Below are 16,701 nucleotides of genomic sequence, written 5' to 3' on the forward strand. Positions count from 1 at the left end.
TTTTATTGAAAGAAGATTAAGTTGAAAAAGAGTGTCATAGCTGAGATCTTGCTTATTTTTGTAGCGATCTCTTGGGGAATGACGTTTGTACCGGTAGCCGAAGCTATAAAAAGCGTTAATGTTTTTAGCTTTTTGTTTTGGAGATTTTTAATCGCTACTATTTTTATGTTTGTTTTTTGCATCAAAATATGTAAATTTGATAAAAAATCAATTTATTATGGTTTATTTTTAGGATTTTGGTTATTTTGCGGATTTGCTTTTCAGACATATGCGCTCAAATACTCATATAGCTCAACAGTAGCATTTATCACAGGATTAAGCGTCGTTTTAGTACCGTTTTTGATGCTTGTATTTTTTAAGCAAAGTGTGAATAAATTTGCATTTGGAGGAGCTCTTATAGCTTTTATCGGACTATATTTTCTTAGCGGCACGGGAGAATTTGGGCTTGGTAAAGGCGAAATTCTATCCATTATTTGCGCTGTTTGTTATGCTTTGCATATCTCATTTACAGGAGTTTTGGTTAGCAAATGTAATATTTATGCGATGGTAATTTGCGAATTTTTTGCCGTGACGATTTTAAGCTTTTTTGGAGCGATATTTTTTGAGAGTGGCGATACAAATTCATTATTTCAAGGACTTCAAATTAGTTTTGAAACAGAGTTTTTAATGGCACTTATAGTCTGCGCTCTATTTGCTACCGTATTTGCATTTTTCGTACAAAGCTACGCTCAAATTTATACAACTGCTACAAAAACAGCTTTGATATTCACGCTTGAGCCAGTAAGCGCCGGATTAGCCGGTTATTATATCGCAAATGAAATTTTAAGCGTAACGCAGGTACTAGGAGCTACGGCTATACTTTTTGGAGTGCTGTTTAGCGAAATAGGTTCAAATTTAATAAAGCAAGCGACTCTTAAATTTGAAAATTAAATTTGAGTTTTATTTTTTAGCTTAGACTTAAATGTGCAAAATACCTCAACACCAAAAAAGCAGATCGTGGCGACTAAGATAATGCTAGCACCACTCGTAAGATTATAACTATAACTAAGCCACAAACCAAAAATAGTGAAAAGTGCAGATATAACGCCTGCTAAAATCATCATAATACCTAAATTCGGACTAAACTTTTCAGCGATATAAGGAGGTATAGTAAGAAGAGCTATAACAAGTATAAGTCCGACTACTCTTATAGTGGCTACCACGCAAAGAGACATAAGAGCCGTCATTGCATAGTATAAAAGCGTTGTGTCGACTCCTCTAAGTTTAGCAAACTCGCTATCAAAACTTACTGCGCAAATTTGCCTATAAAGTCCTATACTAAAAGCTATAAAAAGCAGATCTATGAAAGCCATAAACCATAAATCACTGCTAGAAACAGCCAAAATCGATCCAAAAAGATAACTCATAAGATCGCTATTATATCCTGGAGTAATATCTATAAAAATAATACCTATAGCCATACCAAACGCCCATATAGCACCTATTATGCTATCTGTACGATCTCTATTTTTAAGGCTTATAAAAGCTATTAAAAGTCCAAGTGCTATGGCAAAAAAAGTAGCACCCAAAAGTGGACTTAAGCCTAAAAAAAATGCTATTCCTATACCGCCATATGCTCCGTGCGCAACTCCGCCTGCTATAAAAGTCATTTTATTTACAACTATAAGAGAGCCCATAATGCCACACGCCACGCTTACTAATATTCCGGCAAAAAGAGCATTTTGCATAAAACTAAAACTAAAAGCGTCTATCATACATGCTCCTTACAGCCGCACTTTTTTAAAGCTATCTCAACATCACAAAAATGATCGTGAGAGCGACTCAAATGCTCTATAAAACTCTGCTTGTCTCTACCGTCTATGCTATGCAAAAACAGTTCGCGACTAACATAAGCAACCTTACTAGCAAAACTTATAGCCATATTTATATCATGACTTACTATAACTATACCTATACCAGTTGCGTTTATATCTTTAAGTCTAGTATAAATTTCTGCCTGACCCTCTGTGTCTATACTAGCCGTAGGCTCATCTAGCATAAGAATTTTAGCATCGCTGCAAAGTGCTCTTGCTATATAAACTCTTTGTCTCTCTCCGCCGCTTAATTCTCCTATTCCTCTTTTATAAAAATCTTGCATAGAAACTTTTTTAAGTGCATTCATAGCTAATTCTTTATCTTTTTTTGAGTAAAATCCAAATATTTTATTATCCAGTCTACCCATTAAAACAATTTCTAAAACACTCATAGGAAATGCTTTATTTATAGGTATATGCTGAGGAACATACCCTATAAATTTACAGAGCTCTTTTGGGCTTTTACCGTCTATTAATACGCTGCCTTTTAAAGGAGCGATAAGACCTAACATAAGACGCAAAAGACTGCTTTTGCCGCCTCCGTTCGGTCCTATTATGCTAAGAAAATCACTAGAATGATAGACTAAACTTATGTTTTTTAAGATAGTAGAGCCGTCATAACCAAATGTTACGTTTTTTAATTCTACTGTCATAAAACACTAACTCTACTTGAAATAATAAACATATAAACACCAAGAACTATCATTAAAGCAAGAGCTAAAAACTCAAGATAAACTCTAAGATTTTTAAATTTAAATAACGAATCATTCATACTTTTACCAAATACCGCCGCTATAAATATCACACTAGCCATACCAAGACCTATCATAAAAGCACTTGCCAATCCTATACCAAAACTACCTAAACTAAATGCTAAAACAAAAACAAGCACTGTTCCTGGGCAAGGTACAAGAGCTGCGGCAAAAACAAGCATCCACTCATAAACCGAGCGAGGAAATCCTGAAGAAAAAGAGGCGCAAACACAGCCGCAAGTACCGTTATGTTCATGATTCGAATTTGAATAGTTAAAAATTTTGGTATATATTTTGGATTGATCGCTAATTGTTTTAAATTTAATTTTTTTTGATTTGAAAAATATCTTTAATTTAGTAAAAATCATAAAAATAGCTATTAATATAATTATGACGGCCGAGATTTTTGTCGTGATACTAGCAGCTTCGTTTGTAGCTTTTGTTATAAAAGCATTTATAACAAACATCATAACATAAACCAAAATCAACGCTCCAATAACATGCAAAAAGCCGATTTTTAAGGACAAGCTGATCGCCTTCATATAACTAGCGCGGTTAGCCGCAAAATAGCTAGTAGTAAGAAGTTTTCCATGTCCCGGACCAGCAGCATGTAAAAATCCATAAACAAACGAAACTAGCAAAATAGCAAACACTCCAGAACCGCTGCTATCTTTAATAAGCATCTTTAAATTATCAAGATAATTTGTACTAACTTTTGCTAAAAGATTATATTTTTCTTCATCGATTCTATCTATATCTTTTAAAGAATCCAAAGTAGCGTTTTGCGTAGAGTCGTATTTTGGACTTTCATCCGCATTTGAGGGGTTCGTATTTTTAGGTATTATACTAGCTAAACTAGGCTTATCGGGATTTGTTTTTTTCTCTTTATCAATCTCGTAAAATGCAATATTTAAATTTATATTTGGATTGATGAAAAGTCCACTTTTTGTCTCATATGCACTAGAATCTGCGATTTTGAAGTTAAAATACTCTTGCGTATCAAATATACTTATTCGAATTACTCTACCATCTTTTAAATCCAAATTTAAAGGAAATAAAAATGTAAAAACGAGTCTTCCGTCCTCGATAGCGGTTTTTACCTCATTTGCTTTTAAATTTAGTTTTTTGCTTTTTTCCTCTCCGTCATAATACGAAAAATCCATTAAATAATCTTTAGGCTCCAAATAGTCCAAAAGAGCTTTTTGAATCTCTGATAATTCATCTTCTTCTAGTTTTAAATTTGAGTTTATATCATATGTTTTAAAAGTCAATTCGGTAAAATTCTCAGAAAATATCCATTTGACTTTTGCATCTTTTATTTTATCATCATCTTCGATAAAACTTATCTCAGTATGAGCCGTAGGTGAATAAAGTGAGCAAAGCGCGCATCCAAACGCACTTTGCAATAATAAAATTAAAGTTAAAAAAACTACTTTCATAAACCTTCTTTAAATGCATTTGCCGTATTTTTCATACTTTCTACCCAATCCTCGGCTAAATTATCTATCTCTACAACATTTGCACCGGCTTCTTTAGCTATAAGCTGTGCTGCTTTTTTAGAAAACTGCGGCGCTACAAAGATAACTTTTACGTTCTCTTCTTTGGCTTCTTTTATGATATTTGCCAACTGAGCCGGTTTTGGCTCTTTTCCTTCAGTCTCTATAGCTATTTGATTTAAGCCGTAGCGCTTAGCAAAATACACCCACGACGGATGGTAAACTATGAAATTTCTATTTTTTACAGAAGCTAGTTGCTCTTTTATATAACTATCTAGCATATCAAGTTCATTTTGAAATTTAGCTAAATTTGCTTCATATAAAGCTTTATTTTTAGGATAATGAGCTATTAAAGCGTCGGCTATATTTTTAGCTTGTATTTTAACAAGAAGAGGATCAACCCAGATATGAGTATCAAAATTCCTGTCTATATGTTCTAACATATCTTCTATGATATCTGCTTTTTTCATATTTGATTTATAAAAAGTAGGCCAATTTTCAAGTTCTAAACTAAGAGTTTTAAAACTATCATCTCCCATATAAATATGAAAATGAGAGATTTTTGCAGGACCGATCTCATGGTCGCTAAACTGAATAAATTTAGGTGCATTACTATTTTTATCTATATTTTCCAACTGATACCTGACACCTTTTTTACCGCTTTTATATGTTAGAATTTCATAACCTTTATAAGCATATTTTCCAGTATTTACACCGTTAGAAGTATAAAAACTTATATTACCGTTGTTTATAACTATACGATTTATACTGCTTTTATAGCCTTTTTCATACTGTTTTTTATACTCGTTGAAATTTTTATCGCTATTTGGAGAGCTTGCCTTGGCTTCTAAAACAGGGTCAAGACTACCATCGATCAAATACGGATATACACTATTAAAATCTCCGTTCCAGTCGCTGATATCTCTATCTTTTACATCATTATCATCAAAAATTCCGTAATAACTATCTTTATGTTGTTTAGCGTGATCGTGTTTTTCATGGTCGTGATCTCCATGCTCATGAGCCTCGCTAGTTATAAGCGGAACACCTTTTTGAGTTTTGATTATATCTAAGCTCGGATAGCTTTTAGCAAATCTTGGAAGCCACGTATTTTCGTATTCCATTCCAACGGCAAAAAATATATCGCTTTTTTCTAGATTTTTCATCTGTTCGGGACGCGGCTCATAAATATGAGGATCGGCACCGGCATTTACCATATAATTTACGTCTACACTATCTCCTGCTATTTGCTCAACAAAATACTTCGTAGGTAAAATGCTAGTAGTTACAACTGGTTTTGCATATATAAATGCAGCGCCTATACATAAAACGCAAAGAAATTTGTTCATCTTTTTCCTTTTAAATTTGATATTTTGCAGAGCATTATATCAAATGCAACTTAGTTGCAACTTAACAGTAAATAATTCAAAAATTATATTCTAATATGGCTAAAATTTGACTTATTTTTTATTATATATTTTAAATTTAACTGTTTTTATGATATGATTTTAACCAAAAAAATGAGGTGGTTAAATGAAAGCGACTACTTTTTTACAAAGCCATAATATATCTTCAACTCCGCTTAGAATAGAGTTAGTAAAGATGTTGCAAAACGCAAACAAACCTATAAGTTATGATGAGTTTTTGTCTAAAATCAAAGCAAATAAAACAACAATTTATAGAAATTTAGATCTTCTTTTAAGCAAAAATTTGATCATCAAAAATGAAATAGAGCATAAAAGTTTTTATGAGTTAGCAGATCATGCTAAAGCATATTTTGTATGCGAAACATGCCATGAGATGGAAGAAATCGAAGTTCCAAATTTACCTGGTAAAAATATAAAAAGTGCCGTTATAAAGGGTATTTGCGAAAAATGCAGCTAGTAAGATATTTTAAATTTCCAACAGATAGATTTGATTTTAAGCCTTTTTTTTATAAAATGATACATTTAAAAAAGGTTAGCAATTGCAAAATACGCTAGTAAAAATAGCTCGCCAAAAACATCAGTATAATGAAAGCATTGGCATAATGAAAGTATTGGTATTTTGATGATAAAGTTAATTCTGATTTTAGGAATTATCACGAGTTTGTTTGGACAGATCAGAGATGAGATATTTATGCCTCTTACGCAGCAAAAAGCATATAACAAGCAAAAAGCAGATCTAGGAAAAGAGCTTTTTAGAGATAAAAGACTAAGCAAAGATAAAACTATCTCTTGTGAAACTTGTCATAATCTTGAAATCACCGCAACCGGAACTTCAAATCAAAAACTGTTAAATCCTCCGACTCTGCTGAATTCCTCTTTAAATTTTATATTTTCTAGTAAAGGAGATATAAAAAATCTCAGTGAACAGATAAAAAAATCATTAACTAGCGATAAAGAACTTAACAGTAAAGAGGAATTTATAGTATCTCAAATAAACAAAAATCCTAAATATGAAGCTAAATTTAAAAATCTCTACAAAGACGGCGTGACGTTTGAAAATTCAGTAGATGCTTTAACTGAGTTTATCAAAGCACTTACTACGCCGCTTAGTCGTTTTGATAAATTTTTAGCAGGAGATAAAACCGCACTCAGCGATGACGAACAAAAAGGACTTGATATATTTATAAGATCTGGCTGCGTTAGCTGTCATAACGGAATAAATTTAGGCGGAAATATAATAAGCATTATGAAAAATGAAATGATAAATACAAACGAGATATTAAAAGTGCCAACGCTAAGAAACATCTCTCTTACAAAACCGTATTTTCACGATGGACGCGTAAATGAGCTTAGAGACGCTATCGAAATGATAAGATCAAGGATACACTCGAGAAAACACAACGAGGAAGAGTGCGAACTGATATATAAATTTCTACTTACTTTAGAGGGAAACACTCCGGAGATATTATATGAATAAAAGATATATTACGAATAAAATAATTGTTGTTATGGTTTTGGTGTTATCTCTTTTTTGTGCGTATTTTATATTTCACACTAGTGAAATTATATCAAAAAATAACTTTTGGCTTGACAAAGCATCGGAGATAAAAATATTAAATAACGATATAGATATTCAAATGTCTAAACAACTATCTATGATAAATTACGATGATATGAACGCTAAAATAACAGAGATAAACAGACTTATTCACGAAATAGAGATGTCAAAAGACTTTTCTAAATTTTTCTTTAAGATCAAAAATAAAAAGATATTTATGAGCCTAAAAAAGGCTATAGAAAATAAAAAAATTATCATAGAAAAATACCAAACTCTAAAATCAATATCAAGCAATGATCTTGTATACATAAGTCAAAATATACAATACGCATCAAATTTAAAGTTTGTAAGCAAACTATACTCGTATATAATTCTTAGCAAGTTAGGAACAGAGTTTAACGCAACTATGTTCAATCACGATATAAATATGCAATTAAACGATATAGGAGATACTAAAAGTTTTGATTATTCTCTTTTAAGCGCCATTAAAGATGTAGGAAATAGTATTTTAGCGCTTTCAAATTTATCGTACGATAATATAAATTTAAAAACCACGCAAAAAATAGACGCCTTTTTAAATGCTATAAATAAGCATTTCAAATCAAACATCAATGATCTTATGATAAGCGTAGTCGTACTTTTGTTTATTATTATATTATCATCTACTAGAAATATCTATACAAGCGTAAAAAATAGAAAAAATGCAGCCAAAATAAACCAGATGGGAGATATGATAGCAAATAGTCCAAATCAAATTTTAATCATAAATCGAGAAGGCAAAATCATAGATGCAAATCCTGCTTTTGAACAGATAAGTGGATATAAAAAATCAGAAGTTTTAAATAAAACTTTAAGCTTCTTAAATACAAATTTAAAAGGTACAAATATCTATGACGATATACTCCAAAGTAAGCAAATCTGCAGATATAACGAGTTTATAAGCAAGTCAAAAAAAGGACTTTTGATATATGAAAAAATAATAGCCATACCGACTTTAGACGAGTATTCACAAATATCTGGAGCTATCATAGTCAAACAAGATATCACAAAAGAAAGACTTATAGCAAAAGAGCTTGGATTTAAAACTGCAGAGATAAGAAACAGCGCTCTAACAGATAAACTAACAGGTTTAGGAAATCACATAGCGCTTATGGAAAAAATAGATGATAAGAAAAAAGGTATCGTCATCTATATAAATGTAAATCACTTTTCAAATTTAAGATTTTTTTATAAAACATCGACTGTGGATCTTATATTAACTGCGATATCAGAAACGCTTAAACTATGCATAGAAACATATAAAATGAACTCAAGCATATACAGAATACAACTAGATGAGTTTTGTATATGGTATGAAGGAAGCAATATAAATAAAGATGTAAAACATATCTTAGAGTATTTTAAGGTAAAAAATATAGACATAATAACAAGCGAAGGCAGAGAAATATTACCAAATATAAATATCACAATGGGCGTTAGCATGGAGGCAGACACTCCAAATACAAACCGCCTCACTCAGTCTATCTTAGCTCACCATGAAGCGATATCGAACGACCAAAATATAGCATTTTATCAAGATAACAACATAATAGAACAACAATATCATAAAAACCAGCTAATCTCAAGAATGATACAATACGCACTAAATGAAAATAGAGTTATAGTCGAGTGTCAAGGCATATTTGATATTAGATCAAGCAATAAACCTATATTGTCGTCATATGAAATTCTAATACGCATCATAGATTCCGAAAATAAAATACACTATCCTGGAGAGTTCTTAGGAGTAGCAAAACAAACATCGCTTTATATAGCACTCACAAAACAAGTTATAAGCAAAGCTTTTGATCTATTAGAAACATTTTGCGATAAAAAGTTTTCTATAAATTTATCAAGCATAGACATGGTAAACGAATCTGTTAAAAAGCTATTTATGCAAAAACTTTCTCTTTGCTCACAGCCTAGCCACCTTACTGTAGAAATATTAGAAAGTGAAGGTATAGACGACTATGCATCGATAAATCCATTTATAGAAAGCATAAAAGATCACGGATGTAAACTCTCTATAGATGATTTTGGAAGCGGATACTCAAATTACTATAGAATGCTTGAGCTTGACATCGATTACTTAAAAATAGACGGTTCGATCATCAAAAAACTTCCGTTTGACGAAAATGCAAGAAGCGTCGTACAAACTATAGTAGAGTTTGCAAATAGACAAAAATACGATGTTGTAGCCGAATTCGTATCATCTAATGAAATTTTAGAACAAGTACTTAGCTACGGTATAAAATACGCTCAAGGCTTTTTACTTGGCAAACCTATTCATCCTAGTAATATAGATTAGCAAGGAGTTTTCGTGCATGATGTTATAAATGGTGCAGTTAAATTTATGGAAGAAGATTTCTTAGAGCATAAAGAGTTATTTGAAAAATTAGGCACAAAACAAACACCTCACACTCTGTTTATCGGATGTTCTGACTCAAGAGTTGTTCCGAATTTGATAACAAATACGCTTCCGGGCGAACTTTTTGTAGTAAGAAATATAGGAAATATCGTACCGCACTACAGAGTAAGTGAAGAGTTCTTAGCAACTACCGCAGCAATAGAATACGCTATAAATGTTTTACATATAAAAAATATAATCGTATGCGGACATAGCAACTGCGGAGGCTGTGCGGCTTTGTACGATAGCGATGAGCAATTAAGCAAAGTTCCTATCGTAAAAAGATGGCTGATGTTGATATCGGATATAAAAGAAGAGGTTTTAAAATACAAAACTCTAAGTCCTGCTAAAAGAGCATGGATAACAGAGAGGTTAAATATCATAAACTCCACTCAAAATCTATTAACTTTTCCTGGAGCTAAGGAAAAAATAGAAAACGCAGAGATCAAAATTTACGGTTGGCACTACATCATAGAAACAGGAGAAGTTTATAATTATGATGAACCTACAAAAACATTTAAATTACTTGAAAAGAGCATAGACTATGATAAAATTTTTAATCAAATTTTTACTGATTTTTAGTATTGGCTTACAGGCAAACGAGTCGTTAACTAGTATAACAGATGAAATATTCACGATAAATCATCAAATTTTAATCATAGACGAGCAGAGCAAAGATAAAAATGCTAGTTTAGGACATGATCTTGACTCGTTAAAATCAAAAAAAGCTGCACTTCTTGAGCAAATTCCTCTTTTTATAACAAGTTATGATAGTGCAAATTTAAATAAAATCAAACGAGAAAGACTAAATTTACAAAAAAAGGCTGAACTTTTATCGGATAATCAAGTTTCTGATAAATTTATAAGAGCAAAACTAAATGCTGAAAACGCGAATTTAGACGAGATATTTTATAGCGCGATATCTAACTTGGCAAACGCGTTTCTAAAAGATGCAAAACAAGATGATATAAACTCTATACTAGAAAATACCATAACAAATGTTCAAGTATCGGGATATCAAGATATAAAAGCTCTAAAAGACTCGCTTAGCGACGAATTAAAAGCTGAATTTAACGATAATTTTATAAATTTAGAGATCAAAAGACATAGCTATCAAGAGATTTTGGACTATTTAAAAAGCCATTCAGACTTATTAGCAGGCAACTTTTTGTTTTCGAGTTTAAAATTAAAAGATGTGATAAACTACATAAATAAACTTGTTCCGTTTGATCAAGACACGTTTAATTTCGGTAAATTTTTTCTTATTTTAGTTATTTTTGTATTTTTCATATCTATACGAAGAATGCTTTCAAAGATTGTATTTAGCATATTTACGGCATTTTTATCAAAAGAAAAGAAAATAGCCCACAAAGAGCTACAAGAGCAGTTTATACTAGTTATCAAAAAACCGATTTCCGTCTTTTTAATAGCGTATTCTGTAGATATATGCCTTAGTATATTTTACTACCCGAGTCCAGTTCCTATAAATTTTGCAAACTATTTTACTATAATCTATATAGTTCTTATATCATGGCTAGTTCTTGGTATATTAGATGGATACGGAATGGTTATTTTAAGCAAAATTGCTCAAAAAAGTGGTAGAAAAGAGGTAGTAAATCTTATTATAAAGATCTTATATTTTATAGTAGTTATAATCACAATTTTACTGATTTTAAGTAGGCTTGGATTTGATATAAGTACCCTTATAGCGTCTCTTGGCATAGGAGGACTTGCAGTAGCTCTTGCTACAAAAGATATAATAGCAAACTTTTTTGCTTCCATTATGCTTTTGTTTGACAACTCATTTTCTCAAGGAGATTGGATAGTTTGCGCAGGAGTCGAGGGAACTGTAGTAGAGATAGGACTTAGAAAAACTACTGTTAGAACATTTGATAATGCTTTAGTATTTGTGCCAAACTCAAAAATAATGAGCGAAAACGTAAAAAACTGGAATAGAAGAAAAGTCGGCAGACAGATTAAAATGACTGTAGGTCTTAGCTATTCTTGTTCAAAAAAGAGTATAGAAGCTTGCATAAACGATATAAGAACAATGCTGCTAAACCATCCGGGGATTGCTAAAAGCGGAGTAGATAGCGCGCTAAACTCTAAAGATTTTAGAATGAAATATCGCCAAAATATGATCTCGGTAGATGATTTAGCCGGATATAAAAGCAACCTTTTTGTAGTGCTTGACGAATTTGCAGATAGCTCTATAAATATACTGATTTACTGCTTCAGTAAAACGGTGGTATGGGGAGAATTTTTAGCTACAAAACAAGATGTTATGTTAAAGATTATGGATATAGTAGAAAAATACGATGATGCTAGTTTTGCATTTCCGTCAAATAGCATATACATAGAGCAGATGCCAAAAATTGAATTTGAAAACTTAAATTTGAAAGGGGATAAAAATGCGTGAAGATTTTGAAGAATTAGATGAAGAATTAGATGATGATATGGAAGAGCAAGATCTTGATAAGAACTTTGAAGATGAATTTAACGACGATAAAAAAGATAGTTATAATTATGATGAAAACGACTACTCTTACGATGATGAAGATGAAGAAGAGAGCTACGAGTATTAATGCATTATTTCATATATCCAAACGGCGGGCATTCGCTTATGCTCGCCCATAATTTAGAAATTTTAGGTCATACGTACGAATTCTTAGATGACTTCAAAGCAGGACTTAAAATAGAAGAAAACTCAGACAAAATAAATACCATAGGGGGGGGTTGGCATTAATAGCTTGTGACACGACTCATCCAAAAAATCTAATTTTAAAAAAACAGCTGATCAAAAAAGTTAAAAGTTTAAATTTGATACCGGTGGATGGATTTAAATGGATAATGAGCGAAATCCTAAGCTATCTAAAAATAGAACCTCATAAAACTGCGGCTCTGCTTCATTCTGGTATGAGCGACGGAAAGCATCTTGGCGATATCATAAAATATCTGCAAAATAGCAAAACTTGCTTTGTAGAGATATTTACAGATTATTTCAATTACCAAATACGAAAATCATCTCAAAGCAGTGATGACAAAATACTGCTTATCCCTTTTGAATATCTTAAATTTTTGAATTTCAAAGTAGTAGCGGCAACGGGTAATTTTGAGAAATTTAATAAAAAACTTATGGTACATCCAAAATCTATAAAAATTATGATTCCGCATGGATATACGACTCCGCTTGCACTTTTAAGCTACTACGCAAGAAAAGATATTCACATAGAAGAAGAGATAAAAGAGTATCAAAATATGGCCATAGACTACTTCATAGTTCCTAGTCGTACAAATTATAAACTGTTTTTAGATATGGGTATAGATAAAAATAAACTTGTACCGCTTGGTTACCCAAGTTTGGATTTAAATTTAAAAAATCACAAAGATCTCAAAGCGCAAAAATCGATTCTTATAGCTTTATATAGCACAAAAAGCGTAGATAGTATCGTGCCTGCTTTAAGAGATCTACTAAAAAACGGCTATAAAGTTATATTTAGACCAAAACCAGGACAAGAGGAATTAGACTGCAATCAAAATATTTTAAAAGAGTTTAGTACAAATGAACTTTTTAAATTTGATACAAACACGAGAAAAACATCTCATGCTAAGATAGACGATGAGCTTATAAGTGAAATTTGCTGCTGCGTAAGCGACTACTCAAGCCTTGCTTTTACGCTGCCACTTACAAATCTTAGACCATGTATTTTGTATTACCCTGAACATGTATTTGGTAAAAACTTTGGAAAACATCGTATAAATAAAGTAGATTATTCACTTGCAAATAGCGACTTGCACATAGTAGCAAAAAACTCTAACGATATAATAAAAGCTATAAAAAATTTAAATTTAGATGAGTTTAAAACCAAAATAAAAAGCTATAGAGACAATGAGGTTTATAATTTAAGAAGCTCTAGCGAGGCTATAGCAAATTTTATAAGCGAGAAGCTAAACTCCTAAACGGATTTTAGCTTATTTGAGATAAATTTTAAGAGTAGATTTTTTTTAAATTTGAAAGCTTTGAGCTAGCATTTAAAAGAAGCATATCAGATATAACTAGTCTTGCCATAGCATTAGCAACTACGCTGCCTCTTATGCCTATACAAGGATCATGACGACCTCTTAAAGCGCAAGTCACCTCATCGCCGTTTAAATTTATGGTAGGCTGATCTTTAAATATACTTGGAGTCGGCTTAAAATAAGTTTTTATCATTATAGGCTCACCGTTTGAGATTCCGCCTAAGATTCCGCCTGCGTTATTGCTCATAAATCCGTTTTTATCCATAAAATCATTATTTTGACTTCCTAAAATAAAACTAGCTTGGCTTCCTAAACCTATCTCTACTCCTTTTACTCCATTTATACCCATCATAGCAGCCGCGAGTCTAGCATCAAGCTTATCATAAAGCACCTCTCCTAGCCCAGCAGGAACGCCATTTATAATAGTAAGAGTAGCAGCTCCTACGCTATCGTTGCTATTTTTTACATCTAGTATAAGATTTTTTGCGTCCTCTTCTATATCGCTATCAAGCATAAAAATCTCACTTTTACTGGCAAATTCAAAATCAATTTTATTTGATTTGAGTTTTCCTATACTAAAAACTCCACTTTTAATATCTATATCAAACTCTTTTAACATCATAGCTCCAAAAGCTCCTGCGGCTACTCGAACGGCAGTTTCTCTAGCGCTACTTCTGCCTCCGCCTCTATGATCTCGCACTCCAAATTTAGAAAAATACGTAAAATCCGCGTGTCCTGGTCTGAAAAGATCTTTTATACTATCATAATCTTTTGAGTGCTGATTTGAGTTTTTTATTATAAATCCTATAGGTGTTCCTGTACTAAATCCTTCAAAAATACCGCTCAATATCTCTACTTCATCGGCTTCTTTTCTACTTGTAGCGTACTTTCCGCCCGGTTTTCTTTTATCCATCTCGCTTTGCAAAAACTCTTCATCTATAGCTACTCCGGCAGGAAATCCATCCAAAACTCCTCCGATAGCTTTTCCGTGACTCTCCCCAAATGTAGTTAGTCTAAGCTTGCTTCCAAACGTATTCATATATTCATTCCTTGCAAAACTTTCCACGCAGCACTCTGTTCAGCCTCTTTTTTGCTATTTCCAATAGCGCGAGCAAGCTCCTTGTCGTTTAAAAAAACAGCCATTTCAAAACTTTTTTTATGATCCGGTCCGCTTGAACTTACAAGCTCGTACCTAGGCGTAACGCCGAACCTCGCTTGAGTAATCTCTTGTAAAGTCGTTTTATAGTCTTTCCCAAGGCTTTGTAAGTCTATATTATTATACTGAGATTCTAAAAGATTTATAAAAATTTTTTTGACCGCTTCTAAACCGCTTTCTAAATATATAGCTCCCATAAGTGCTTCTAAAGCATCGCTAACTAAGCTTGGCTTATTTCTTCCGTTATTATTATCCTCGGCAGCAGACAGATACAAAAAATCTCCTAATCTTATCTGCGAACTTATACTTGCAAAACTCTTTTCATTTACCAAAGCCGCTCTTAGCTTTGAGAGATTTCCCTCATCCGTATCTTTAAATTTAAAAAATAGATACTCTCCTACTATAAGATCCAAAACAGCATCTCCTAAAAACTCGAGCCGCTCATTATTTACGCTACTTTTCATACTCTTATGAGTTAGCGCCTCTTTTAGCAACGTTTTATTTTTAAATTTATAACCTAAATGCTCTTCTAATCTATTTAATTTATCCATTTTGTGCCTTTATCGCTTGATTTCTTGCCAATTTATCGCACTCTTCATTTTGCGGATGACCGTTATGTGCTTTTACCCAGTTTGCACTAACTTTGTGAATATTTAGAAGTTCTAGCAACTCCTGCCATAGTTCTACGTTTTTTACATTTTTAAATTTTTTCTTAATCCAACTATCAAGCCATATATTTATAGCGTTTGCTACGTAACTACTATCTGTATAAAGGCTTACTTCGCACGGCTCTTTTAATGCTTTTAAACCTTCTATCACGGCTTGTATCTCCATTTTGTTATTTGTAGTATAAGCAGCTCCGCCGCTAGAGGATTTTTTATACCCTTCATACTCAAGTATATAAGCCCAGCCGCCGGCTCCTGGATTATTTAAACAACTTCCATCGCTAAAAAGGCATATCTTCTTCACTAGTATCCTTTATAACGTGGGTTAAAATTTTTACACTTCCTAATCTCGCGCAGTTTGGACAGCGGTAGAAAAATAACGGATAACTTGTTTTGCACTCGGTACAAAAATAACTAAAACTAAGAGTTGCTCCAAGAAAATTATCGTTTGCGGCCCTTAAAAGAGCTAAATTAAAATCTTTTGGCTTATCATCAGATAGACCCTTAGCGCCTAAAAGCTCTTTAAACTCCGTATTTTCTAAATTTAAAAGATTATCAAGTCTAAAAACTATGTCTATACACTCATCAAGACGCAGCATACTTAGACCGTCTAAAGGCTCATTATGCTTTATAAACTGCTCTAAAACCATTCTTTTTAAAAGTGGAAAATCTTCACTAAGACTTAGAATTTGAGCCACTTTTTCACTAAATTTACTAGTTTTGCTAGTTATGATAAGAGCTTTTATATAGGCAACTTCTGCTTTTGTATCCGCACCTTGTTCATTTAAAGCGTCTAAAGTTTCAAGACTATTTTCATACATTCTAAGTTTTTCATATGTTACGCCAAGATATCTTAAAGCTTCACTATTTCTAGGGCTTAGTTTGAGAGATTCTAAAAACACTTCACTGGCTTTTTTTAAAAATCCAGCTTTTAGATATATTTTTCCTAACGCTACCAATAAAAACTCACGCTGCTTTTTACCGGGTGATTTATCGATAGCAACCAAATACACGCTTATAGCCTTATCAAAATCTCCGCTTTTTGCGAATGTAAGGGCTAAAACGCTAAGCGAGTTTGTATCAACATCAAGTTCAAGAAGCATCTTTTTGTGCTTTTCACTAAGTCCGCTACTATTTTCAAATTTTTTAACAAATTTCTCTATGCTGTGTTTTTCATCTTTGATAGAAAAAATACCCCAAACATAGCTAAGCACGGCTATTAAAAGAAGCGCTCCAAAAAATACAATAAGCCCAAAAATCGGATCTCTATACTCTACAAAAAAGAAGTCCAAATACAAACCTATATATTAAATTTAATGACCATTATA

Annotated in this window: 17 protein-coding genes; 9 read left to right on the forward strand and 8 right to left on the reverse strand. The window is 32.4% G+C overall.

All coding sequences use genetic code 11. The annotated features are described in order from the left end of the window. The first annotated feature begins 21 nt into the window (after positions 1-21). A complete protein-coding gene (locus tag DQN38_RS08430; RefSeq protein ID WP_065843904.1) occupies positions 22-930 on the forward strand; it encodes a DMT family transporter in 909 nt (302 codons plus the stop codon). Here DQN38_RS08430 and DQN38_RS08435 read toward each other — a convergent pair. The 4 genes from DQN38_RS08435 to DQN38_RS08450 are packed head-to-tail and all read right to left on the reverse strand — an operon-like array spanning position 927 to position 5,450. Continuing rightward, a complete protein-coding gene (locus tag DQN38_RS08435; RefSeq protein ID WP_011732323.1) occupies positions 927-1,754 on the reverse strand; it encodes a metal ABC transporter permease in 828 nt (275 codons plus the stop codon). The two genes, DQN38_RS08430 and DQN38_RS08435, sit on opposite strands and share 4 nt — an antisense overlap. After that, the gene (locus DQN38_RS08440; RefSeq protein WP_065843905.1) at positions 1,751-2,506 is read right to left on the reverse strand and encodes a metal ABC transporter ATP-binding protein; all 756 of its coding nucleotides are present in this window, start codon (positions 2,504-2,506) and stop codon (positions 1,751-1,753) included. Before DQN38_RS08440 ends, DQN38_RS08435 begins: the two co-directional genes overlap by 4 nt. Continuing rightward, positions 2,503-4,044: a HoxN/HupN/NixA family nickel/cobalt transporter gene (locus DQN38_RS08445; protein WP_065843906.1), complete on the reverse strand. Its 1,542-nt coding sequence runs from the start codon at positions 4,042-4,044 to the stop codon at positions 2,503-2,505. Before DQN38_RS08445 ends, DQN38_RS08440 begins: the two co-directional genes overlap by 4 nt. Continuing rightward, complete coding sequence (locus tag DQN38_RS08450) at positions 4,041-5,450, reverse strand: metal ABC transporter solute-binding protein, Zn/Mn family (protein ID WP_065843907.1); 1,410 nt, start codon at positions 5,448-5,450, stop codon at positions 4,041-4,043. Before DQN38_RS08450 ends, DQN38_RS08445 begins: the two co-directional genes overlap by 4 nt. A 184-nt stretch (positions 5,451-5,634) precedes the next feature. On the opposite strand from DQN38_RS08450, the gene DQN38_RS08455 reads away from it, so the two are divergent. The 8 genes from DQN38_RS08455 to DQN38_RS08480 all read left to right on the forward strand — a co-directional run bounded on the left by DQN38_RS08455 (position 5,635) and on the right by DQN38_RS08480 (position 13,492). Next, entirely contained in the window at positions 5,635-5,985 is a 351-nt protein-coding gene (locus DQN38_RS08455; RefSeq protein ID WP_002850829.1) for a Fur family transcriptional regulator, read from the forward strand. 165 nt (positions 5,986-6,150) lie between these two features. Continuing rightward, positions 6,151-7,005, forward strand: coding sequence for a cytochrome-c peroxidase (locus DQN38_RS08460; RefSeq protein WP_065843908.1), 855 nt, complete (start codon positions 6,151-6,153; stop codon positions 7,003-7,005). Continuing rightward, positions 6,998-9,433 carry a bifunctional diguanylate cyclase/phosphodiesterase gene (locus DQN38_RS08465; protein ID WP_170117953.1) on the forward strand — a complete coding sequence of 812 codons (2,436 nt, stop codon included), beginning with the start codon at positions 6,998-7,000 and terminating at the stop codon, positions 9,431-9,433. The genes DQN38_RS08460 and DQN38_RS08465 overlap by 8 nt, the downstream gene beginning before the upstream one ends. Before the next feature lie 12 nt (positions 9,434-9,445). Further along, a complete protein-coding gene (locus DQN38_RS08470; RefSeq protein ID WP_002850835.1) occupies positions 9,446-10,114 on the forward strand; it encodes a carbonic anhydrase in 669 nt (222 codons plus the stop codon). After that, a complete protein-coding gene (locus DQN38_RS08475; protein ID WP_002850838.1) occupies positions 10,077-11,951 on the forward strand; it encodes a mechanosensitive ion channel family protein in 1,875 nt (624 codons plus the stop codon). The genes DQN38_RS08470 and DQN38_RS08475 overlap by 38 nt, the downstream gene beginning before the upstream one ends. Further along, positions 11,944-12,117: a hypothetical protein gene (locus tag DQN38_RS08970; protein ID WP_002850853.1), complete on the forward strand. Its 174-nt coding sequence runs from the start codon at positions 11,944-11,946 to the stop codon at positions 12,115-12,117. Before DQN38_RS08475 ends, DQN38_RS08970 begins: the two co-directional genes overlap by 8 nt. Beyond that, positions 12,117-12,278 carry a hypothetical protein gene (locus tag DQN38_RS08975; protein ID WP_162832104.1) on the forward strand — a complete coding sequence of 54 codons (162 nt, stop codon included), beginning with the start codon at positions 12,117-12,119 and terminating at the stop codon, positions 12,276-12,278. Before DQN38_RS08970 ends, DQN38_RS08975 begins: the two co-directional genes overlap by 1 nt. Continuing rightward, entirely contained in the window at positions 12,269-13,492 is a 1,224-nt protein-coding gene (locus DQN38_RS08480; protein ID WP_002850857.1) for a hypothetical protein, read from the forward strand. The genes DQN38_RS08975 and DQN38_RS08480 overlap by 10 nt, the downstream gene beginning before the upstream one ends. 28 nt (positions 13,493-13,520) lie before the next feature. On the opposite strand, the gene aroC is transcribed toward DQN38_RS08480, so the two are convergent. Genes aroC through DQN38_RS08500 form a run of 4 tightly spaced genes read right to left on the reverse strand, consistent with a single transcriptional unit; the run spans position 13,521 to position 16,665 of the window. After that, complete coding sequence (gene aroC / locus DQN38_RS08485; RefSeq protein ID WP_002850860.1) at positions 13,521-14,591, reverse strand: chorismate synthase; 1,071 nt, start codon at positions 14,589-14,591, stop codon at positions 13,521-13,523. Beyond that, a complete protein-coding gene (rnc, locus tag DQN38_RS08490; RefSeq protein ID WP_010400315.1) occupies positions 14,588-15,259 on the reverse strand; it encodes a ribonuclease III in 672 nt (223 codons plus the stop codon). Before rnc ends, aroC begins: the two co-directional genes overlap by 4 nt. After that, positions 15,252-15,677 (reverse strand): ribonuclease HI, encoded by a 426-nt coding sequence (rnhA, locus tag DQN38_RS08495; protein ID WP_002850862.1) that lies wholly within the window; start codon positions 15,675-15,677, stop codon positions 15,252-15,254. The genes rnc and rnhA overlap by 8 nt, the downstream gene beginning before the upstream one ends. Next, complete coding sequence (locus DQN38_RS08500; protein WP_065843609.1) at positions 15,655-16,665, reverse strand: tetratricopeptide repeat protein; 1,011 nt, start codon at positions 16,663-16,665, stop codon at positions 15,655-15,657. Before DQN38_RS08500 ends, rnhA begins: the two co-directional genes overlap by 23 nt. Between the last annotated feature and the right edge of the window lie 36 nt (positions 16,666-16,701).

The organism is Campylobacter fetus subsp. fetus (assembly GCF_900475935.1).
GTDB classification, from domain to species: Bacteria; Campylobacterota; Campylobacteria; order Campylobacterales; family Campylobacteraceae; genus Campylobacter; species Campylobacter fetus.